The organism is Pseudoduganella sp. OTU4001, from assembly GCF_038440195.1.
Lineage (GTDB): Bacteria > Pseudomonadota > Gammaproteobacteria > Burkholderiales > Burkholderiaceae_D > Rugamonas.
Map to the genome: position 1 here is coordinate 172,756 of NZ_JASATG010000001.1, position 19,903 is coordinate 192,658.

Genomic DNA, 19,903 nt, shown 5'->3' on the forward strand with positions numbered 1-19,903 from the left:
AGAGGCTTCATGGGACCTCCAATTTTGTTTATTGCAGCTTAGCACTTTAGCTTGCACCAACAAGTAGTATCATGAATTGAAGGCAGCAACGACGGAGACTCCGATGGGCAGTTCGTCCAACATCCTCATTGTCGATGACAATCCGCATAACCTGGAAGCGCTGGCCGCCATCCTGAAACGGGACGGCTACAAAGTCCGCGCTGCGCTTTCCGGCGAACTTGCCCTGCGCGCAGCGCAAAGCCAGGCGCCCGACCTGGTGCTGCTTGACGTGCGCATGCCCGGCATGGACGGCTACCAGACCTGCCGCCTGCTGAAGGCCGAACCGCAGCTGCACGATATTCCCGTCATTTTCATCAGCGCCCTGACCGAGGTCGAGGAAAAGCTGGACGCCTTCCGCTGCGGCGCGGTGGACTTCATTACCAAGCCATTCCAGGCCGAAGAAGTGCTGGCGCGCGTCCGCACCCAGATGGAGCTGGCGGAGGCGCGGCTATCCCTGGCCGGCACCAATGCGCAGCTGGTTGCGCTGATGACGCAGCTGGCCCAGTCGGAAAAGAACAAATCGCTGGGCGCCCTGGCGCGCGGCGTCTCGCACGAACTGAATACGCCGATCAGCAACGCCATGCTGAGCGCCAGCTCGATCGGGGAGCTGATCGGGGATATGCAGAAGCTGGCGGCCAGCCAAGGCTGCAGCGAGCTTTTCGCGCCCCTGCTGGCGCACTTCCACAGCGGCCTCCAGCTGGTCACGCGCAACCTGCACCGGGCCGGCAAGATGCTCGATTCCTTGAGCGAGGTAACCGCCAATGGCATGGAGGAGCGCATGCGCAGCGTCTCACTCTACGATTGCGTACGCAATGTGGTCACGGTACTGGGGGCGCGGCGCGGCGAAGCGCTCGGGGTGCAGATCGAGATCGATCCGCGCCTGGCGGTGGAAACCTACGCCGGCCACCTGGAACAGGTCATCGAAAAACTGGTCGAAAACGCGGCTGCCTTTACCGCGCCGCTAGGTATGCAGGGCATCATCAAGGCCACGGCCTGGCGCGATGAAGACGGCGCGGTAACCCTTACCATTTCCGACAACGGCCCCGGCATGCAGGCGCAGCATCTGGAACGGGCCTTCACCCCCTTCTTTACCACCCGCGGCGAGCAAGGCGGCAAGGGCCTTGGCCTGTATGTCGCCTACAGCCTGGCCACCGGCCTGCTGGGCGGTACGCTGCAGGTGGCGAGCATGCCCGGCCACGGTGCTGAATTCAGCCTGACGCTGCCGCCCACCCTACCCTGCGAGATTTGCCATCCCCACGCTGTGCTGGCTGGTCATCACGCGATTCCGTCCTTGCGCCTTGGCCAGATATAGGGCGCTGTCGGCGCGCCGCAGCGGCAGTTCCAGCGACAGTTCGCCTTCCAGCTGGGCTACGCCGAAGCTGGCGGTCACCGGGATGGCGACGCCGCCGGCCATGACCGGGCTGGCGGCCAACGCCTCGCGCAGCCGTTCCGCCACCACGGCCGCACCAGCGCTGTCCTCACCTGGCAGCAGGACCACAAACTCTTCGCCGCCGATGCGTGCCAGGAAGTCGCAGGGCCGCAGCGTGGACTGCACGCGCTCCACCACGCTGCGCAGCACCTGGTCGCCGGCGGCATGCCCTTCGCGGTCGTTCACCTGCTTGAAATGGTCGATATCGAACGCCACCACGCCCAGTGCGGTCTGGGCGCGCTGCACTTCGCGGATCTCGGTGGCGGCGCGTTCTTCGAAGTGGCGCCGGTTGCCGGCGCCGGTCAGCGGATCGATCATGGCCAGCTTGGCCAGGTCGGCGGTGCGCATCTCGACCCGCGCTTCCAGTTCCTGGTTCAGCGCCTCCAGCTCGGAGATGTAGGCGAAGGCGCGCAGCGACGAGATGACGCTGGTGACGAGCTTCCTTGCGGAAATCTCCGTTTTCGCTAAGTAATCATCAATTTCGTAGGACAACACCACATCCTGCTCCGGCACCTGGTTCGGCTGGCCGGTCCGCAGGATGATGCGGATCTTCCTGTTCTGCATCTGGTCGCGGATTTCCCGCACCAGGTCCAGGCCGGCCAGCGGAGTTTCCATGATGACGTCGACGAAGGCCACGGCGAAACTCTGGTCCGCCTTCAGTATGGCGCGTGCTTCGGCCGCTGAAAATGCACTGACCAGCTCAATCGGGCGGCCGCGGAACACAATCTGGTGCAGCACCAGCCGGGTGACCGCATGCACCGGTTCATTGTCGTCGACCACCAGGATGCGCCAGGGCGGCGCAGTGGAGTCGGCTGCGCCAGCTGCGTCGTCATCCAGTGGGGAGAACTCGTCGTTCAGGTCTTCGCCTTGCGCCATGGCCGCCTCCTTTAAGGAATATTGTGACTTGCGGTGATAGGCCGGTCAACCACTGCGGGTACTTGATCCAGGTCATGGCCCTGCCGCTGTCGCGCGGTGCAGACTGGCGCCATCATCAACAGGAGGAAACCATGTCATACCGGACGATCGTGGTCCATGTCGACCAAGCCGCCAATCTTGAAACGCGTATCGCCCTGGCTGCGGCGCTGGCCCTGCGCGAGGACGCCCACCTTGTCGGCGCCGCCATGAGCGGCATGCCGCGTACCATGCTGGCGGGGCGACCCTACGAGGGCAGCGGCTTATACATGGCCGACTACCTGCAGGTCGCCCAGGAACGGGTCGAGCGCGACCTGGGGCGTTTCGAAGACATCGCGGCACGCCTGGGGGTCAGCTCGCGCGAAGCGCGCCGCAGCAATGACGAGGAGTACTCCGGCCTGTGCCTGCAGGCGCGCTATGCCGACCTGGTGGTGATGGGCCAGGTCAGGCCGGCGGACGGCGGCGACGGTAATTTGCTGCCGGATTTGCCGGACTACGTGGTGCTGAATTGCGGCCGCCCGGTGCTGCTGGTACCGGCTGCGGGACGCTTCGTTAGCATCGGCAAGCGGGTGCTGGTGGCGTGGAATGGCAGCGTAGAAGCCGCCAAGGCCATCACCGCGGCCCTGCCGCTGCTGCGCGGCGCGGAACGGGTCACACTGGCGATCCTGGGCGGCAGCGCCAGCATTCTCGGCGAAGAACCAGGCGCCGACATTGCACTCTACCTGGCGCGGCATGGCGTGCGCGTGGAAGTCCTGCGCCGTCCGGAAGCCGCCGATCCCGGCGCCGCCCTCATCGCCCTCAGCCAGGAACTGGAAGCCGACCTGCTGGTGATGGGCGCCTACGGCCACAGCCGCTTGCGCGAAATGATGCTGGGCGGCGCCACCCGCACCATCCTCGCCAGCGCCCCGCTACCGGTGCTGATGGCCCACTAAATTCGCGGGAACTTAGCTGCCACCGGCCTGTCCAAAGTCAACACGCCCCTCCGCATCTTGCCACACAGTAGGGGCAACGATGCGGAGGGATCCATGGATCACGGAGAGCGAATTGCAAGTTTAGAGGCAAAGGTGGAAGCGCACGAGGAACTATTTCGGCTTACGCAACATGAGCTAAGCCGCTTGAATAGCGGGCTCGAGAATTTGCGGGATCATGTCGATCGCGGATTTGCAGAGCAGCGGGAGCATACCGACCGTCGCTTTGCCGAGGAGCGGGAGCATACCGACCGTGGCTTTGCCGAGCTACGCCAAAGCATTGACGAGTTACGCCGCGAGCAAGCGAAAACGAATCGCTGGCTCGCCGGCATAACCATTACATTTGGCACCGCCATCCTCGGGATATTGGCGAGGATGGCTGGCCTGTTCTGACCAGATCACGCGGTCAGCACGCCGCGGCGCATCTGGTCCAGCTCGATCGATTCGAACAGGGCTTTGAAGTTGCCTTCGCCGAAGCCCTGGTTGCCCTTGCGCTGGATGAACTCGAAGAACACTGGACCCAGCTGGTTCTCGGAGAAAATCTGCAGCAGCAGGTCGCCTGGCTTGCCGTCGATCAGGATCTTGCGTTCGCGCAGGGCCGCCAGCGATTCGCCATGGCCCGGAATGCGGTGGTCCACCAGCTCGTAATAGGTATCGATGGTGTCGAGCAGCTTGACGCCGGCGCCGCGCAGCTGGTCCACGGTCTGGTACAGGTCATCGCTGCCCATGGCGATATGCTGGATGCCTTCTCCGCGGTACGCGTCCAGGTACTCCTGGATCTGGCCCGCGCGGTCGGTACCTTCTTCATTGATCGGGATACGCAGCTTGCCGCATGGGCTGGTCATGGCCTTCGACTTGACGCCGGTGACCTGGCCTTCGATATCGAAATAGCGCACTTCGCGGAAGTTGAACAGGCGCTCGTAGAACTCCGCCCACTCGCCCATGCGGCCACGATGCACATTGTGCGTCAGGTGGTCGATATAGGTCAGGCCATGGCCTTTCGGGTTCTGGTCCACGCCGGGAATCGGCTCGAAATCCACGTCATAGATGCTGATGGCGCTGCTGCCGCTCCAGCGGTCAACGAAGTAAATCAGCGAGTCGCCGATGCCTTTGATGGCCGGCAGGTTCAACTCCATCGGACCGACTTTGCTCTCGTAACCCCAGGCGCCCAGCTTCAGGGCGCGCTTGTAGGCATAGGCTGCATCCTTGACGCGGAAGGCGATGGCGCAGACCGATGGGCCGTGCATTTCCGCGAAACGCTGGGCGAAGGAATCGCGCTCCGCGTTCAACAGGAAGTTGATTTCGCCCTGGCGGTACAGGGTAACGTCCTTGCTGCGATGGCGCGCCACGGCGGTGAAGCCCATGGCTTCGAACTTCTTGCCCATGGCGACTGGATCCGGGGCGGCGTATTCGATGAATTCGAAGCCGTCGGTGCCCATTGGGTTGTCCCACAAAGAATCGGTCATTTTTGCTGTCTCCGTAAATTGACTTGATAACGGATATACTACGCACCGATTGTGGATTTTTTGCGCATAATACAGCATCGTATGCGCCACACATGCGCATTTCACGCACAAACATAGGATTTTTCGATGATAACCGTCGACCGCCACGATCTATCGCTGCTGAACGAGCTTCAGCGCAACGGGGAAGCCACCAACGCCGCGCTGGCGGAGATCCTGCACCTGTCGGTATCCCAGGTCGGCCGCCGCGTGCAGCGCCTGCGCGAAGCCGGCATCATCGACCACTACGCTGCGGTGCTGGAGCCCACCACGGTGGGGTTGGACGTGATGGCCTTCGTCCACATCACGCTGGACCGCCACGGCGAAAAACGCGGCGACGCCTTCGAACAGGCGATCCGCGATGTACCGGAAGTGATGGAGTGTTTTTCAGTGACCGGCGAGGCGGACTATGTGGCGCGCGTGGTGTCGCACGACCTGGCCTCGTTCGCCGACCTGATGATGAAGGAAATCCTGCTGCTGCCAGGCGTGGTGAACGTCAAGTCGAATATCGCGCTGAAAAAGATCAAGCAGTCGACCGTGCTCCCGCTTGAGCACATCGTGCGGCCGAACCCGCGCAAGCAGCGCATCGAATTCGCCCGCACGGCCTGACGGTATTACTTTGCCGCTTCGATGGCGGTCACCGTCATCGTGTTGTCCACGGTGAAGCGCACCTTGTCGCCCGCCTTCACCTTGTCCAGCATCCCGGCTTCCTTGACTTTGAATACCATGGTCATGGCGCCCATGCCCAGGTTCTTCAGCTCACCATGTTTGATGGTCAGCTTGCCGGAAGGCTTGTCGACCTTTTTGATCTCGCCATCGGTGGAATCGCTTGCGCTGGCGGACGCGGCTTGGCCATGCCCGCCGTGCTGCGCCATGGCAGGCGCACCGGCCATGCAGGCTGCGGCCAACAGGGCGGAAACAATCGCTTTCATAACTTCTCCCAAAAGCCGCAAGCTTACACCCGGTGCGGTAGAATGCAAAACCATGTACTCTGGCCGGAAACAGATTGCCCCTTTCGCATCTGCTCTGAGCATCCTGGCAGGCATGCATCCGGCGCTTGCCGAGCCGCTGCGGATCTGTAGCGACGACCGCCCGCACCCGCCATTTCTCTACCCTGACCGCGACGGCAGAACGCAACTTTTGATTAGGATGGCTGCGGAACGGGCAGGTATCCCGATTGAGATCGGTGCCGGCCGGCTACGGCTTCATCCTCGAACGCCTGGCGCAGATTGAGGTCCCGGTCGACCAGGGCGGACGCGATGCCAGCCAGGAGTTCTTCATGGGATTTTCACAGAGCTTCTACCGCGCCAGGCCTGGCCTCGCCGCAGCTTTCTGGCGCGCCATCGGTGAAGTCAGGAGTTCACGCGAGTACCGCCAGGCCGCAGCGACGCTACGCTAGCGGCGCCTCAATCAAGCAAAGTCTTGACCATCACCTTGCCATCCGGTGCGGTGGATTCCTGCCGCACCAGCAGCTGGGTCGCTTTCGCCATCCAGAACTTGGCCACGGTGCCGGGGCGGTTGTAGTCGGTGGTCAGCAGCCAGCAATCGACGGCGCCCTGCGGCCCCTGGATGGTTTCGCTGCCCACCACTTTCCAGGTATAGCGCGCCGGCGCCGGGCCGCCAGGATGGTAGAACATGATGGTCGCTTCATATCCGCTCGCCAGCGGCAAGGCTTGCAGGAACTCGATATCCGTCTCGAAATTGAAGGTCGGTTCCTCGAACACATAATCCTCCACCGTGCGCTTGCCATCCTTCTCGCGGATGCGCTGGTGGGTGCGCGGCTTGAACGTACCCTTGTCGAACCAGGAGTCCAGCAGCACCACGCTGCTATTGGCGCCGTCCCAGCGCTGGCGGATCTGCATGCCCTCAGGTGCGAAGCGCACCTCGCGCGTCCAGATATCGACTGGCGTGTTCACTTCGCCGTTACGCACATAGCGCAGCCAATGGTGCGCACCCTCCTTCACCATCGCAAAGCGCGGCAACTCGGCCCCTACCTTGATCTCAACCGCAAAGGCGGGAGCGCAGCAAAGGGCAAGTGCCAAAAATTTACGCAGCATATTTTTACTCCATGAAATCATGAACTTAAATGCGGCGCACCGTCCTTGTTAACAGAGTTTTCCACAGAAACCGTTAACAACTATCCGATATGGCGGGCCGCAGCCTTGGCGGTCATGATACAGCCCGGCAGGAAGGTGCCTTCCAGCGAACGCTTGCCGCAGGCGCCGCCGCCACCAAAACCGGCCGCCTCGCCCACCGCGTACAGGCCCGCCAGCGGCCGGCCGTCGACGCCGAGTACGCGGCTTTGCATATCCGTCACCAGGCCGCCCAGGCTCTTGCGCGTGACCAGCTGCATCTGGATTGCGATGTAAGGCCCGGCGCCGCGCAACTGCAAGGGGGCCGGTTTGCAGGTGCGCAGCCGGTCCGGACGCCACTGGCGCGCATGCAGGATGCGGCGGATCTGGTCATCGTTGTGCAGCTTGTCGCCATTGGCGAAGTTGGCATCGAAGGCATCGGCGGTGGCTTGCAGCACCTCCGGGCGAACATGGTCGCCGCCAGCCAGCGCGTTCATCCTGGCGGCCAGCCCGGCCAGCGTGTCGTCCACCAGGAAATGGCGGCTCTCCTGCGTCAGCTGGCGCACCAGTCGATGGTTGCCGAACAGCGTCTCCTTGAGGAAGTGCAGCATCTGCCGGTCGCGGATGCGCTGGTTATGCTCGGCGCCGGAGATGGCCAGCTCTTTGGCTGCAATGCGCCAGTTCAGCAGATGCCAGGTCCAGGGCTGCTCCAGGCCCGCCACGCGCTGGCACAGGTCATTGGTATCGAAGCCGGTCACCAGCGGCATCGGTCCGATGCGGCGGCCGCGATGGTCCAGCCATAGCGCGGACTTGCAGGGAATCGAGGACAGGCCGTGGCCGTCGAAATGCGGCTGCGGGTGCGGGAAGCCGGCAGCATAGTTCCACATCTCCCCCGCCGCTGCGATGCGCCCGCCCAAACCCTCCACCAGCCGGTGCAGCTTGCCGTCGGAGTAGGGATGCGCCCCATTCAGCATGCTGGCCGGCAGCGCCCGTCCGGCTGGCCAGTTGGCCCGCACCTCGTCGTGGCCGCCGTTGATGCCGCCCATGGCCAGCACCACGACAGGCGCGGCGAAACGCAGCTCCGCGCCGGTGTCCTCATCCACGCCGGTGGCGCCGGACACCGTGCCCGCGGCATGATCCAGGCCGGTAATGCGGGTGCGGCTCAGCAGCGTCAGGCGACCGCCCTCCCCGGCACGCTGCAGCGCATCGATCAAGGTCACGGCCAGGTGGCGCGAAGTGCCCCACAACACGTGATAGCGCGGCAGCGAGTTGCCCTCGCCATGCAGGCCGCGCTCAACCCAGTTCACCGCCGGCAGGAATTTGAGCCCCATGCCAGTCAGCCAGTCGTACACCTCGGCGCGCGAGTGCTCCACGTATTGGCGCGCCCAGGCCAGCGGCAAGGTGTCGGACCCATCCAGTTCGCCAAAGCGCACCCAGTCCGCCAGCGCGCGTTCCGGCGTATCCGGAATTTTCATGCGCGCCTGCAGCGGCGTGCCGACCAGCGCCATGCCGCCGAAGGCCCAGCGCGCCAGCCCGCCCAGCCGCTCGCGGGTATCGCGGTCGACCAAGGTCACGCGCTTGCCGGCTTGCAGGCATTCGAGCGCGGTGACCAGGCCGGCCAATCCACCGCCCGCCACCAGCACATCGGACTGGATGGCCTGGCTCACGGCGCCACCTTGCGTTTGAGCGCACGCGCCACCGGTTGCGGCAGGTTTTCCAGCGAGCGCAGGAGGTAAGGCAGCACGCGCAGCTTCAGGCCGGAGAACACGCTCGGCACCACCGCCTCGATCAGGTGCGGGCCCGGCGTGGCGAAGGCGCGCTCCAGCGCCGCCGTGAATTCCTCCGCAGTATGGGCGCGCGTGGCTGGCACGCCCATGCCCTGCGCCAGCTGCACGAAATCAAGGCCGGGACCATTCAGGTCCAGCTGGGACTTGGCTTTAGGGCCGGCCCGTTCCGCGCCCACGCGCTCCAGCTCGATATTGAGGATGCCGTAGGAACGGTTGTTGAAGATGACCGAAACCACGTTCAGCTTTTCGCGCGCCATGGTCCATAGCGACTGGATGGTGTACATCGACGAACCGTCGCCGACCAGCGCCAGCACCGGGCGGTCCGGGCAAGCCACCGCCGCCCCCACCGCAGCGGGCAAGCCCTGTCCGATGGCGCCGCCGGTCAAGGCCAGCACGTCGTGGCGCGGCGCGCCGGCGGTGAACATCGGCAGCATGGTGCCGGAGGTCTGCGCCTCGTCCACGACGATGGCGTTATCCGGCAGCAGGTGGCCGACCGCCTTGCAGACCTTCTCCGCCGTGAGCTTGCCGCGCGGGCGACCCGGACGCTGGGCTTCCTGCAGCACCGGCGCGGTTTGCGCGGCGCCGATGGCCTGGCACAGGCGCTGCAGGCTGCCCACCGCATCCTGCGCCGGCGAATTCAGTTCATGCACCGTGCAGCCTTCCGGCACCAGGTAGCTCTTCTTGCCCGGATAGGCGAAGAAGGAGACCGGCGCCTTGGCATCCACCAGGATCAGGTTTTCCAGGCCCGCCAGCTGTACCGAAGCCATCTCCGCCAGATAGGCAATGCGTTCGGCATGCGGCAGCCCCGCTCCGCGTTCGAAGCGGGTCGGGAACACTTCCGCATACAGCTTCACACCGCACTGCGCAGCGATGCGCGCCGCCGCCAGCAGGCCTGGTTCGCGCAGTGCGCGGCCGCCAAGCAGGATGGCAGTCTTGCCGCGCGATTTAAGCACGCCGGCAATGCGCTCGATCACCACATCGTCCGCCAGCGGCGGCTGGGCGATGGGCGACGCCGGCAGCGCCTCTGCGCCCTCGCCCCACGAAACGTCGGCCGGCAGGATCAGCGTCGCCACCTGTCCCGGCGGACCTTTGGCCGCCGTCACGGCCTCCACCACATCCTTGCAAAGCGCCTGCGTCGATTGCGAGGTGCGCACCCAGCTTGAAACATTGCGCGCCGCCGTTTCGATATCCGACTGCAGCTGGGCATCGTATTTGGTGTGGTAGGTGGCGTGGTCGCCGACGATATTCACCACCGGCACCTTGCCCTTGCGCGCATTGTGCAGGTTGGCCAGGCCGTTGCCCAGGCCGCAGCCCAGGTGCAACAGCGTGGACGCCGGCTTGCCCGCCATGCGCGCATAGCCGTCGGCGGCGCCGGTAGCCACGCCTTCGAACAGGGTCAGCACCGCACGCATTTCCGGCGCGGTATCGAGCGCCGCGACAAAATGCATTTCCGAGGTGCCGGGGTTGGTAAAACAGACTTCCACGCCTGCGTTGAGCAGGGTGCGCAGCATTGCCTGGGCGCCGTTTGCCATGAGGGTCTCCTTTATTGGTATGCCGCCATCTTGCTCCCTGCGAGGCCATCGCGTATTGACACTTGACGACAATAAGTTGACACTTGGCGACATGACAGTCCTGGTCCGTTCCGCTACCTTATCGACGTTCGAAGTCCTGGCCAAAGGCCTGCGGCTGGACGTGCCCGCCCTGCTGGCGCGCTTCGGCATCCCGCCGCAGGCCCTGCACGATCCCGACCTGCTGATCCCCTACCAGGCCTTCATCAACCTGCTCGAACATTCCGCCGCACTGGGCCGCTGTCCCGACCTGGGCTTGCGGCTGGCGCAAGCGCGCGGCATCAGCATGCTCGGACCGGTGGCGGTGCTGCTGCGCCATGCCGATACGGTGGGCGACGCGCTGGCCCTGGCCTCGCGCTACATCTTCGTCCACAGCCCGGCCCTGAAGCTGGAAGCCCAGCTGGTGCCCGGCAGCCCCGACCTGGTGGACGTGGTGTTCGACATCGACCATGCCAGCCTGACCGCGCGGCCTCAGGTCATCAGCCTGGCGCTGGGCATCGTCTGCCAGGGCTTGCAGATGCTGACCGATGGCCGCATCCAGCCACAGCGCGTGACGCTGCCGCACGCCCCGGTCGCGGCCGAGGAAGCCTATCGCCAGGCCTACCACTGCCCGGTGGTGTTCGGTGCGCCGGCGGCCACGGTGCGCGTGCGGGTCAGCGATCTGCAGGTTGCGGTATCGCAGAACGACCCTCAGATGAAGGAACTGGCGCTAAGTTTTCTTGAGCAGCTGGATGGCAAGCGCCACGCACTGCTGTCGGACCGCGTGCGGCGGCTGGTGCGCAATTTCCTCAGCGCCGGGCATGCGCGCCACACCGAAATTGCCCGCGCGCTGTCAGTCCACCCGCGCACCATGCAGCGCCGCCTGGCCGACGAAGGCGTCACCTTTGAGGATCTGGTGGACGAGGTGCGCAAGGAGCAGTTCCTGGAACTGGTAGCGCTGGAGGGAGCGCCGGGCATGACGCAGATCGCCCACATCCTCGGTTACGCCGAAGTGTCGGTGCTCACCCGCAGCTGCAAGCGCTGGTTCGGCGCCACACCGCGCCAGATGCGGCAGCGGGCGCACTCGCCAACCAGCCGCTAGCGCCTTACATCGGCGCACGGGAGCGCCAAAGGCCACGCTCCTGGCTGCGGACCGCGAACAAGTACAGCGCAAAGGAAGCCAGCGATAACAGGAATAGCCCGCCGAGCAGCGGCTGGTATGCGCCGCCTTCCAGCATGAAGGCAAGGAGCAGTGGCGCTCCCGCCTTGGCAATCAGCGACGGCGCGGCCAGTGCGCCCGCAATCGCACCGTAATGCGCATGCCCGAATACCGCCTGCGGCAAAGTACCGCGCAGGATCGTCAGCACGCCATTGGTCATGCCGTAGATGAGGCAGAACAGCACCACCGCCCAGGCGCTGGCGCCCAGCGCATACAGCACCAGCAGCGCCGCTGGCAGGCCGGCAAAAGTGACCACGCCCACCGCCTGCGGTGTGGCGCGTCCCACCAGTGCCCTTTCAACCAGCCGGCCGGCAACCTGCATCGGCCCGATCAGCGCCGCCAGGGTGACGGCCAGGTGCCCAGCATGCCCGATCCGGCGGATCAGCGGGATCATATGCACCGACAGCGCCGAAAACGTGAAGGCGTGGGCCGCGAACACGCTGGCCAGCAGCCAGAAAACCGGTTCCGCGACCGCTTGGCGCAGTGAATAATGCTGCTGGCCATCCTTGCGCGCCAACGCGGGTGCGGGCGGCGCGCCATCGTCCAGCAGCAGATGCAATGGCAGGCAGACCGCCAGCAGCGCAGCGGCGAAAACCAGGCAAGTCTGGCGCCAGTCCTGCCGTCCCAACAGCCAGGCAGTGAGCGGCCAGAACACCGTACTGGCCAGGCCGCCCATCAGGGTCACGTTGGAAATCGCCTTGCGCGACGCTTCGCGCAAGCTGCGGTTCAGGGTCGCGAACGCCGCCTCATACAGCGTCATCGCCATGCCGGCGCCCATCACCGTCCAGGCGGCGAAATAGCCCGCCACGCCGGAGCACCAGGCCAGCACCAGCAAGCCCGCGCCCGAAACCAGCGAACCGGCAGCCATCACGCGCCGCCCGCCGATGCGGTCAATCAGGATCCCGACCGGCACCGACGCCACTCCAGCCACCAGCACCGCCCAGGAAAAGGCGCCATACAGTTGCGCAGGCGCCAGCTGCAGCTCAGCCTGGATGGCGGGCGCCATGACGCCAAACGCATAGTACAGGATGCCCCACGAAATCACTTGCGTGACACCCAGCACCCATACCGGGGAAGATTGTGTTTTCATTGACAGCACGCTGGCAGGAATATCGATTGGCGGCTGCCCGCATACAGGCCAACGCGCGTCGGGTCGTTACGCTGTGGATGGTAGCGGAAAGTGCCGAACACCTGGTCCCAGATAACGAGCGCGCGGCCAAAATTGCTGTCACCCTCGCCCTCCTTCGCCGAATGGTGCCAGCGGTGCACCTCATTGGTACTGAATATGTAATTGAGCCAGCCGTTTTGCAGCGGCAGGTTGGCGTGCTGCGTCATCAGTACCGGCAAGCTCAGTGCGAAATAGCCCAGCATAACCTCCTGCGGCACACCGATCACGAGCAGCGGCACGATGCCGAGCAGGTAGTTCAGCGCGTAGTTCAGCGGATGGATGCGGAAATTGTTCAGCGCGTACAGCCGCTCGCTGTCGTGGTGCAGTGCATGCAGCCACCACAGGGCCGGTTGCGTGTGGTGCAGCCGGTGCGACCAGTAGCTGCCGAACTCCGCCAGCAGTGCCGCCAGCACCACTTGCAGCGCAAACGGCCAGCCGGTGGGGAAGATCGCCAGCATGCCCGCCAGCGGCGTACCACCCAGCGCGGCCAGCACGGCGATAGGCGCCAGCCACTTCAACAGCGGGTCGACCAGCGCAAACAGCAAGGCCGTGCTGGCCAGGTCGGTCGCGACATCGCCCTGCGGGCGCCCCCAGGCCGCGCGGTACGGCATGCGGCGCTCGGCCAGCATCGCCAGCAGCAGTGCCGCCACGGCGGGCGCAATCACCGCGAGTTCAAGATTGGCGCCGACCGCCCTCGCATAGCTGAACGATGCCAGGCTCGCCAGCAGCGCCAGCGGCAAGAAGCCCTGCAGGAACGCGCGGTTCATACGCTGCACCCCGATGCCGCGCAACCGCTGGCGCCCCTGGCCTTCTCCTTCACGTCGAGCGCACAACACCCTACACTGCCAGCCGGCGCCGGGCCGCCGCAGCAGCCGCTGTCCGCTGCAGCCTCGGCCGCATAAGCCTGCCGCGTATTGCAGACGCCCGTTTCCGGCAATTCGAGCTGCACGTCGTCGGCCGCCGCGAAATCGCCCGCCAGCGCCGCCACCACCGAACGCACCTGCTCGTAGCCGGTCGCCATCAGGAAGTTGGGCGCGCGGCCATAACTCTTGGCGCCCACCGCGTAATAGCCCGGCTCGGGATGGGCCAGCTCGCGGTGGCCATGCGGCCGCACTGTGCCGCAGCTATGCTCGTTCGGATCAATCAGCGGCGCCAGCGCATCGGTGCTCTCAAGCCAAGGATCGTGGCGCACGCGCAGCTCGCGGGTCAGTTGCAGGTCAGGCCGCGCACCTGTCGCCGCGATGATGCGGTCGATGCCTTCGATGCCGCGCAATTCGCCCGCAGTACCATTGCCCGCCACCTGCAACGCATCACCCTGCAGGCGAACGGACTGGATACGGAACCCGGTATGCAATTCCAGCTGCCCTGATGTCATCAATGTACGCAGGCGCAGGCCGAGCTGGCCGCGCGCCGGCAGGCCATCGGCTTCGCCGCCGCCGAACACCCTGTCCAGTTGTTTACCGCGCACTGCCCACACAATTTGCGTACCCGGCGCCTCTTCCGCCAACTGCGCCAATGCCAGCAGGCTGCCCACCGCAGAGTGCCCGGCTCCGACCACCAGCACGCGCCGCCCGGCGAAGGAAGCACGCGCCGCGCCAAGGACGTCCGGCATGCCATAGTCGATGCGCCCTGCCGCTGCAGCTTCGCCCAAAGCCGGCAAGCCATTGCTGCCAAGCGGATTTGGCTGCGACCACGTGCCAGTCGCGTCAATCACCGCCTGCACCTGGTAATCCTGCTCGCCCTGCGCGCCCACGGTACGCACGGTGAAGGCTGCCGCTTCGCGTCCGCGCGATTTGACCTTGTCGAAGCCGGCGCGCGCCACCTGCACCGCGCGCTGCCCGGTATGGATATGCGGCGCCAGCTCGGGCAACTGCGCCAGCGGCTTGAGATAGAAGTCGATAATCTCTCCAGCCGTCGGCAACTCCTCCAGGTCCGGCGTATTCCAGCCGTGCGTCTCCAGCAGTTTGCGCGCCGCCTTGTCGATGTTGTACCGCCACGGCGAGAACAGGCGCACATGGCGATAGCTTTCCAGGTTGGCGCCCACCCCGGCGCCCGCTTCCAGCACCAGCGGCGTGAAGCCGCGCGCCAGCAGTTGCGCCGCTGCCGCCAACCCGACCGGCCCGGCGCCCAGCACCGCCACCGGCAGCTGGCTTCGGCCCAGCGGGGCCGCCATCAGCGTTGCAGAGGCCGGGCACACGCCCTGGAACTCGCGCGACGCCTGCAAGGACTGGGGAGCTGTCTCACGCTCGATGCGCTGGAAGCCGTATTTTTCGAAGAAGCCTGCCGCCGTGGTGGTCAGCAAATACAGCGTTTCCACACCTGCTGCACGCGCCTTGTCACGCAGCGCATCGAGCAAGTGCTTTCCTGCGCCCTGCCCTTGCAGCCGCTGCGCCACCACCACAGAACGCAGCAAGGCCGCTGGCCCGTACCGCTCAAAGCCCCCGGCACTTTGTACGGCGCCATCCACCTCGCCGACCAGGAAGTGCTCCAGATGTTCGCGCGCCCCATCCAGCGGCAGTCTGGCGGCCAGTAGCAGCGCTTCAATCGCGGGCCAATCGGATTGGACTGCAGCGCGGTAGGTCAGAATCTCAGTCATTTGCTTGCTCCTTTGTTATTCGGCGAATTACGAATAAATGGTTTTAAAAAATGCCCCTCACAGGGCATTGATCAGCTGCTTGAGTTGCCCGATCCGCTTCGGGTTGATGCAATAGCACACCCGTTGCGCATCGGATGATCCGAGAATGAGTCCGGCTTCCTTGAGAACGCTCACGTGCTGGGAAATAGTGGACGGCGACAGCGGCAATACGTCCGCCAGGTTGCCGAAATAGCACGCCCCGTACGATGCCAGGTAGCACAGCAGCTGTACACGCGCCGGATGCGCCAGTGCCTTGCACAGCTGCGCCACTTGTTCGGCATCCACCGCGGGTAGCGTGCCATCCGGCTTGATATCGCAACAACTGCTCATAGTTCGCTCATTCGTTCTTCGACGAATTAAGAATAATTCCAATGCCATGAAGCTGTCAACATAATTCGATGGTCCGCATGGCCAAGCGCGCGGCACATTACCTTGTGTGACAAATGGTGAGAATGTAGTCCATTTGACATGCTACGCTGAGCAATACGCTTGATGAAAGCCGCGCTTTGATTAAAAAATTACTGGTGGGTATCGCACCGTTCCATGACCTCAATTCTGCGAGCATTGTGTGCAATGGTTGTCGCATGCGCGGCGCACACCGCTTGTCTGGCTGAATCCCCCAAAGAACTCCGCAAACTGGCGCTGGTCATTGGCAACGCCACCTATACCAACGCCCTGCCCCTGGAAAACTCCAGCAACGATGCCAGCGATATGTGCGAGGCTTTGCTGAAACTGAATTTCGAGGTGATCTGCAAGCTGAACCTGACCACCAAGCGCGAGTTCAAAGATGCCATCTACGAATTCAGCGGCAAGACCAACGAACAGACCCTGGCGCTGTTCTACTTCGCCGGACACGGCATGCAGATCGACGGGCTGAACTACCTGATTCCCACCAAGGCTGCCCTCCGCACCAAGAGTGACATCGAAGATGAAAGCGTCCAGATCAACTACTTGATGTCGGAGATGGACGGGCGCAAGGCGGCCCTGAATATCTTCCTGTTCGACGCTTGCCGCAACAATCCCTTCATCAATCCGATCCGTGGCTATGCGCCGCGCCTGGGCCTGGCATCCCAGCTGTACACGCCGGTCAACAGCATCCTCGCCATGTCCACCGGCTCCGGCCAGCTGTCGCTGGATGGTGTCGGCCGCAATGGCACTTTCACCAAGAACCTGCTCAAGGTGCTGGCGACACCGCGCCAGTCGGTCGAGGACATGCTGAAAGCTGCCAGCGCCGGCACCAGTGAAGATGCGCGCCGGCTCGGCCGCCAGCAGATCCCGCAGATCACCACTTCCTACACTGAGCGATACTGCCTGGCCGGCTGCGACGATCCCCAACTGGCCGCGCGCCAGCTGCAGCTCAATGCCAAGTCGCAGGAGCTGGAGAAACTGCAGGAAATCATCGCCCAGACCAAGGCCAAGCAAAACGAGCTGGACCAGCAGAAATCCGCGCTGCTGCAAAAGCAGAACGAGCTGGAGCGCATGACGCAAACCCTCGAACGCACGCAACAGCAACAACAAGAAGCCGCCAACAAGCAGGCCACCACCACCGCGCAGAAGAACGCCGAAGCAGTCCGCTCGCTCAACGCCGACATCGAACAAGCCAACGCCAAGGCGCGCGAGCTGGATGTCATCAAGGCGTCGCTGCTGAAGAAGCAGGACGAACTCAATAACTTGCGCGACACCCTGAACGCCCAGCAGGCCGCCATCGAACGCCAGGCCAAGGACGTCCAAACCCGCAGCGTCGAAAAACCCGCCGAGAAGAAAAAGCCAATCACGATCATTCCGACCTTCTAACCGCAGTCCACCGCCCTGGAGTCAGATGTGAAAACGACCAACAGCAAAGCACTTCTCTTCGCAACGTTCTCATTCCTTTTTCCATTCACCGCGGCGATTGCCGACGACGCCAGCGACTCAAGCCCGCAATTCAGCGTCGGCCTCAAGGCATGGAACGCCACTTGGGGCACGGCCCTCCCAACCCTGTACACCGTGGCCACACCTGCCGGCACCATACACGTCAGCGAATCGCTGGACAGCGCAGAGGGCTCAAGCAAGACCTCCGCCTACCCCAGTTTCGCCGTCAAGAAAGACCGCTTCCTCGTCTCTGCCAGTTTCGCCCGCTTTTCGAACGATTTTCTTTCGCCCAATACATCGGTCATTGCGCCCAATGGCATGAATGTCTCGACCTCGCGCTCCGATCACATCAAGCGCAGGGAAAGCGATTTCACCGCCGGCTACTACGTCATGCCGAATATTGTGGTGAGCCTGGGTTATAAGCACGCTACGGAGGACCGCACCTCCACCCTCAGCCTGGGCGGAGGTACGGTTCCTTTACTGAAAAACCGGGCCAGGGGCTTGCTCCTGGGCGCGGCAGCCAACTTCTCGATCATGGACAGGCTGTCGCTAAGCAACCAGATCGCCTATGGCCCTGCACGCATCAAAGTCAGCCTGGCCGACCAGTCCTTCCCGGACGACACGGTAAGTGCGCGCTATATGATTTATGAAATCGGCTTGAACTACGCGCTGCCGACCGGCATCGGCCGCGGCACGGCAATCGGTTTAGGCTACCGTTCGCAACTCGTGCGGACCGACAGCGCCGGCCCGGCGAACATGAATGGCCGCCGCTACCGAGATGCACGCGAAGGCTTCCTGCTCTCGATGACGATCGCAATCTGACACCGTACTACGGCTGAGTGCGGTGAATTTATGTGAGTTTTGTTCAGCCCTTTCGGATGTACTATCGAAGCAGGTCAGCAAGCACCATCGCCCCCCTGCGCCCGCACGTACGTTCTCGCATCACAGACTGGAGAACCACAATGGCACGCCCCTTCCTGTTGCCGAAAATTCTGCCGTGCGTGGCCCTTGCCGCCATGCTGTGCTCCTGCGCGGCGCCGCCCAAAAAGCCCAGCGTCGCCCAGGCCAACATCACGGTGGCGGCCGACGTCAACCCCGACGCGCGCGGGCGCCCCTCGCCTGTCGTGATCCGCCTGTACGAACTGAAAGCCCTGGGCGGATTCCAGAACGGCGACTTCTTCTCGCTGTTTGAGCGCGGCAAGGAGGTACTGGGCGCGGACGTTTTGGCCAGCGAGGAGATGGTGCTGCGCCCCGGCGACAAAAAGCGTATGGACCGCCAGCTGCAGCCGGACACCCGCTTCGTGGCAGCGGTGGCAGCCTTCCGCGACCTGGACCGCGCGGTGTGGCGCGCCTCCGTCGCCATCGCCCCCAACCAGACCGTCCCCATCACGATCAACCTGAAAACGCGCGAAATCTCGATCACAGATAAGTGAGGAGCGGACATGTCCTGGGAAAGCAAGGTCATTTGGTCGGAAGGCATGTTTTTGCAGCCCCAGCATTTCCAGCAGCATGAACGCTACCTGGAAAAACTGATCGAGTCGCGCGCCCGCCACACCCTGCCGCATGCCTGGGGCTTTGCCGGGCTGGAGATCGACGAAGCAGCACTGGCCATGGGCAAGCTGGCGCTCGCCGCCGGCCACGGCCTGTTCCCCGATGGCACGCCGTTCGACTTCCCCGCCACGCACCGCGCACCGCTGCCGCTCGATATCCCCGCTGAAGCGCGCAACCAGCTGGTGCTGCTGGCGGTGCCGATGCGCCGCCAGGGCGGTCTGGAAGCCGACCTTGGCGCGGAAGGCAGCGACCGCCTGGCGCGCTACGCCGTGACCGACGTCGAAGTACCCGACATCACCTCCAACCGTTCCGACCCGATCCAGCTGGGCGAACTGCGCCTGTGCCTGCTGCTCGAAAGCGAGCGTACCGACGCCTATGCCTGCCTGGGCGCCATCCGCCTGCAGGAGCGGCGCGCCGACAACCAGATCCTGCTGGACAAGCAATACATCCCGCCCACCCTGAGTATCCGCAGCGACCGCACGCTGGCGGCGTATTGCGACGAAATCCACGGCCTGCTGCACCAGCGCGGCGAAACGCTGGCGGCGCAACTGGCCCAGCCCGGGCGTGGCGGCGTGGCGGAGATTGCCGACTTCCTGCTGCTGCAGACGGTGAACCGACACGAGCCGGTGTTCGCCCATTTGCGCCAGCGCGCCCAGCTCCACCCCGAGCAGCTGTTCGTCGCCATGCTGGCCCTGGCCGGCGACATGTCCACCTTCGGCAATGAACGGCGGCGCGTGCCGGCCTTCCCCGAATACCAGCACGACAGCCTGGAGAAGTGCTTCCTGCCGCTGATGCTGGAGCTGCGCCGCTACCTGAGCCTGGTGCTGCCGCGCAGCGCCGTGCCGATCGAACTGCAGCTGGTGCAGCCCGGATGGCGGCGCGCCATCGTGCCCGACCGCAACCTGCTGAAGCAGGCCAGCTTCGTGCTGGCCGTGAACGCCCAGATGCCGGCCGACACCCTGCGCGCACGCTTTCCCACCCAGGCCAAGTTCGGCCCGGCCGAGCGTATCCAGGACCTGGTCAACCTGTCGCTGCCCGGCATCGCGCTGCGGCCGATGCCCGTCGCGCCGCGCCAGATCCCCTATCACGCGGGCTTCAACTATTTTGAACTGGAACGCAGCGGCGAGCTGTGGCAGCAGCTTGAGCAGTCGGCCGGGCTGGCCATGCACCTCGCCGGCGAGTTCCCCGGCCTGGAGCTTGAACTCTGGGCGATCAAGGGGTAA

General features: G+C 64.4%; 20 protein-coding genes. 10 read left to right on the top strand and 10 right to left on the bottom strand.

Going from position 1 to position 19,903, the window contains the following annotated elements; all coding sequences use genetic code 11:
- Positions 1-103: 103 nt before the first annotated feature.
- Positions 104-1,351: a hybrid sensor histidine kinase/response regulator gene (locus AAHE99_RS00730; RefSeq protein ID WP_342113389.1), complete on the top strand. Its 1,248-nt coding sequence runs from the start codon at positions 104-106 to the stop codon at positions 1,349-1,351.
- Here the strand turns inward: AAHE99_RS00730 and AAHE99_RS00735 are convergent.
- Positions 1,271-2,344 (bottom strand): GGDEF domain-containing protein, encoded by a 1,074-nt coding sequence (locus AAHE99_RS00735; protein WP_342113392.1) that lies wholly within the window; start codon positions 2,342-2,344, stop codon positions 1,271-1,273. The two genes, AAHE99_RS00730 and AAHE99_RS00735, sit on opposite strands and share 81 nt — an antisense overlap.
- 131 nt (positions 2,345-2,475) lie before the next feature.
- On the opposite strand from AAHE99_RS00735, the gene AAHE99_RS00740 reads away from it, so the two are divergent.
- Positions 2,476-3,312 carry a universal stress protein gene (locus AAHE99_RS00740; RefSeq protein ID WP_342113395.1) on the top strand — a complete coding sequence of 279 codons (837 nt, stop codon included), beginning with the start codon at positions 2,476-2,478 and terminating at the stop codon, positions 3,310-3,312.
- A gap of 93 nt (positions 3,313-3,405) precedes the next feature.
- The gene (locus tag AAHE99_RS00745) at positions 3,406-3,741 is read left to right on the top strand and encodes a hypothetical protein (RefSeq protein WP_342113398.1); all 336 of its coding nucleotides are present in this window, start codon (positions 3,406-3,408) and stop codon (positions 3,739-3,741) included.
- Between the two features lie 5 nt (positions 3,742-3,746).
- On the opposite strand, the gene hppD is transcribed toward AAHE99_RS00745, so the two are convergent.
- Entirely contained in the window at positions 3,747-4,814 is a 1,068-nt protein-coding gene (gene hppD / locus AAHE99_RS00750) for a 4-hydroxyphenylpyruvate dioxygenase (protein ID WP_342113401.1), read from the bottom strand.
- A gap of 126 nt (positions 4,815-4,940) precedes the next feature.
- On the opposite strand from hppD, the gene AAHE99_RS00755 reads away from it, so the two are divergent.
- Positions 4,941-5,459: an Lrp/AsnC family transcriptional regulator gene (locus AAHE99_RS00755; protein WP_342113404.1), complete on the top strand. Its 519-nt coding sequence runs from the start codon at positions 4,941-4,943 to the stop codon at positions 5,457-5,459.
- Between the two features lie 5 nt (positions 5,460-5,464).
- Here the strand turns inward: AAHE99_RS00755 and AAHE99_RS00760 are convergent, their stop codons facing one another.
- Positions 5,465-5,782, bottom strand: a complete 318-nt coding sequence (locus AAHE99_RS00760; RefSeq protein WP_342113407.1) for a copper-binding protein — start codon at positions 5,780-5,782, stop codon at positions 5,465-5,467.
- A 245-nt stretch (positions 5,783-6,027) separates the two neighbouring features.
- Between AAHE99_RS00760 and AAHE99_RS00765 the strand changes: the two genes are divergently transcribed.
- Positions 6,028-6,249 (top strand): hypothetical protein, encoded by a 222-nt coding sequence (locus tag AAHE99_RS00765; protein WP_342113409.1) that lies wholly within the window; start codon positions 6,028-6,030, stop codon positions 6,247-6,249.
- A gap of 7 nt (positions 6,250-6,256) precedes the next feature.
- Here AAHE99_RS00765 and AAHE99_RS00770 read toward each other — a convergent pair whose 3' ends face one another.
- From AAHE99_RS00770 to AAHE99_RS00780, 3 genes are all read right to left on the bottom strand, one after another.
- The gene (locus tag AAHE99_RS00770; RefSeq protein ID WP_342113411.1) at positions 6,257-6,907 is read right to left on the bottom strand and encodes a DUF3108 domain-containing protein; all 651 of its coding nucleotides are present in this window, start codon (positions 6,905-6,907) and stop codon (positions 6,257-6,259) included.
- 80 nt (positions 6,908-6,987) lie between these two features.
- The gene (locus tag AAHE99_RS00775) at positions 6,988-8,589 is read right to left on the bottom strand and encodes an FAD-dependent oxidoreductase (RefSeq protein ID WP_342113413.1); all 1,602 of its coding nucleotides are present in this window, start codon (positions 8,587-8,589) and stop codon (positions 6,988-6,990) included.
- Positions 8,586-10,241, bottom strand: coding sequence for an acetolactate synthase large subunit (locus AAHE99_RS00780; RefSeq protein ID WP_342113414.1), 1,656 nt, complete (start codon positions 10,239-10,241; stop codon positions 8,586-8,588). The genes AAHE99_RS00775 and AAHE99_RS00780 overlap by 4 nt, the downstream gene beginning before the upstream one ends.
- 91 nt (positions 10,242-10,332) lie before the next feature.
- Here AAHE99_RS00780 and AAHE99_RS00785 point away from each other — a divergent pair, with 91 nt between their 5' ends.
- Positions 10,333-11,358, top strand: coding sequence for an AraC family transcriptional regulator (locus AAHE99_RS00785; protein WP_342113416.1), 1,026 nt, complete (start codon positions 10,333-10,335; stop codon positions 11,356-11,358).
- A gap of 4 nt (positions 11,359-11,362) precedes the next feature.
- Here the strand turns inward: AAHE99_RS00785 and AAHE99_RS00790 are convergent, their stop codons facing one another.
- From AAHE99_RS00790 to AAHE99_RS00805, 4 genes are read right to left on the bottom strand one after another with little or no spacing between them, the layout of a single operon-like run.
- Positions 11,363-12,565, bottom strand: coding sequence for an MFS transporter (locus tag AAHE99_RS00790; RefSeq protein WP_342113418.1), 1,203 nt, complete (start codon positions 12,563-12,565; stop codon positions 11,363-11,365).
- The gene (locus AAHE99_RS00795; protein ID WP_342113420.1) at positions 12,562-13,410 is read right to left on the bottom strand and encodes a sterol desaturase family protein; all 849 of its coding nucleotides are present in this window, start codon (positions 13,408-13,410) and stop codon (positions 12,562-12,564) included. Before AAHE99_RS00795 ends, AAHE99_RS00790 begins: the two co-directional genes overlap by 4 nt.
- Positions 13,407-15,239 (bottom strand): arsenic resistance N-acetyltransferase ArsN2, encoded by a 1,833-nt coding sequence (gene arsN2, locus AAHE99_RS00800; protein WP_342113423.1) that lies wholly within the window; start codon positions 15,237-15,239, stop codon positions 13,407-13,409. Before arsN2 ends, AAHE99_RS00795 begins: the two co-directional genes overlap by 4 nt.
- Positions 15,240-15,296: 57 nt before the next feature.
- The gene (locus AAHE99_RS00805) at positions 15,297-15,608 is read right to left on the bottom strand and encodes an ArsR/SmtB family transcription factor (RefSeq protein ID WP_342113426.1); all 312 of its coding nucleotides are present in this window, start codon (positions 15,606-15,608) and stop codon (positions 15,297-15,299) included.
- Positions 15,609-15,851: 243 nt separating this feature from the next.
- Here AAHE99_RS00805 and AAHE99_RS00810 point away from each other — a divergent pair, with 243 nt between their 5' ends.
- The 4 genes from AAHE99_RS00810 to tssK all read left to right on the top strand — a co-directional run bounded on the left by AAHE99_RS00810 (position 15,852) and on the right by tssK (position 19,903).
- A complete protein-coding gene (locus tag AAHE99_RS00810; RefSeq protein WP_342113427.1) occupies positions 15,852-17,072 on the top strand; it encodes a caspase family protein in 1,221 nt (406 codons plus the stop codon).
- A gap of 27 nt (positions 17,073-17,099) precedes the next feature.
- Positions 17,100-17,951, top strand: a complete 852-nt coding sequence (locus tag AAHE99_RS00815; RefSeq protein ID WP_342113430.1) for a hypothetical protein — start codon at positions 17,100-17,102, stop codon at positions 17,949-17,951.
- Positions 17,952-18,091: 140 nt separating this feature from the next.
- On the top strand, positions 18,092-18,562 hold the full coding sequence (gene tssJ, locus AAHE99_RS00820) for a type VI secretion system lipoprotein TssJ (RefSeq protein ID WP_342113431.1): 471 nt from the start codon (positions 18,092-18,094) through the stop codon (positions 18,560-18,562).
- 9 nt (positions 18,563-18,571) lie between these two features.
- Positions 18,572-19,903, top strand: coding sequence for a type VI secretion system baseplate subunit TssK (gene tssK, locus AAHE99_RS00825; RefSeq protein ID WP_342113433.1), 1,332 nt, complete (start codon positions 18,572-18,574; stop codon positions 19,901-19,903).

Bases quoted from the DNA above. Each gene is read 5' to 3' on its own strand.
- AAHE99_RS00730 (WP_342113389.1), top strand. From the start codon at position 104: ATGGGCAGTTCGTCCAACATCCTCATTGTCGATGACAATCCGCATAAC.
- AAHE99_RS00735 (WP_342113392.1), bottom strand. From the start codon at position 2,344: ATGGCGCAAGGCGAAGACCTGAACGACGAGTTCTCCCCACTGGATGAC.
- AAHE99_RS00740 (WP_342113395.1), top strand. From the start codon at position 2,476: ATGTCATACCGGACGATCGTGGTCCATGTCGACCAAGCCGCCAATCTT.
- AAHE99_RS00745 (WP_342113398.1), top strand. From the start codon at position 3,406: ATGGATCACGGAGAGCGAATTGCAAGTTTAGAGGCAAAGGTGGAAGCG.
- hppD (WP_342113401.1), bottom strand. From the start codon at position 4,814: ATGACCGATTCTTTGTGGGACAACCCAATGGGCACCGACGGCTTCGAA.
- AAHE99_RS00755 (WP_342113404.1), top strand. From the start codon at position 4,941: ATGATAACCGTCGACCGCCACGATCTATCGCTGCTGAACGAGCTTCAG.
- AAHE99_RS00760 (WP_342113407.1), bottom strand. From the start codon at position 5,782: ATGAAAGCGATTGTTTCCGCCCTGTTGGCCGCAGCCTGCATGGCCGGT.
- AAHE99_RS00770 (WP_342113411.1), bottom strand. From the start codon at position 6,907: ATGCTGCGTAAATTTTTGGCACTTGCCCTTTGCTGCGCTCCCGCCTTT.
- AAHE99_RS00780 (WP_342113414.1), bottom strand. From the start codon at position 10,241: ATGGCAAACGGCGCCCAGGCAATGCTGCGCACCCTGCTCAACGCAGGC.
- AAHE99_RS00785 (WP_342113416.1), top strand. From the start codon at position 10,333: ATGACAGTCCTGGTCCGTTCCGCTACCTTATCGACGTTCGAAGTCCTG.
- AAHE99_RS00790 (WP_342113418.1), bottom strand. From the start codon at position 12,565: ATGAAAACACAATCTTCCCCGGTATGGGTGCTGGGTGTCACGCAAGTG.
- AAHE99_RS00795 (WP_342113420.1), bottom strand. From the start codon at position 13,410: ATGAACCGCGCGTTCCTGCAGGGCTTCTTGCCGCTGGCGCTGCTGGCG.
- arsN2 (WP_342113423.1), bottom strand. From the start codon at position 15,239: ATGACTGAGATTCTGACCTACCGCGCTGCAGTCCAATCCGATTGGCCC.
- AAHE99_RS00805 (WP_342113426.1), bottom strand. From the start codon at position 15,608: ATGAGCAGTTGTTGCGATATCAAGCCGGATGGCACGCTACCCGCGGTG.
- AAHE99_RS00810 (WP_342113427.1), top strand. From the start codon at position 15,852: ATGGTTGTCGCATGCGCGGCGCACACCGCTTGTCTGGCTGAATCCCCC.
- tssJ (WP_342113431.1), top strand. From the start codon at position 18,092: ATGGCACGCCCCTTCCTGTTGCCGAAAATTCTGCCGTGCGTGGCCCTT.
- tssK (WP_342113433.1), top strand. From the start codon at position 18,572: ATGTCCTGGGAAAGCAAGGTCATTTGGTCGGAAGGCATGTTTTTGCAG.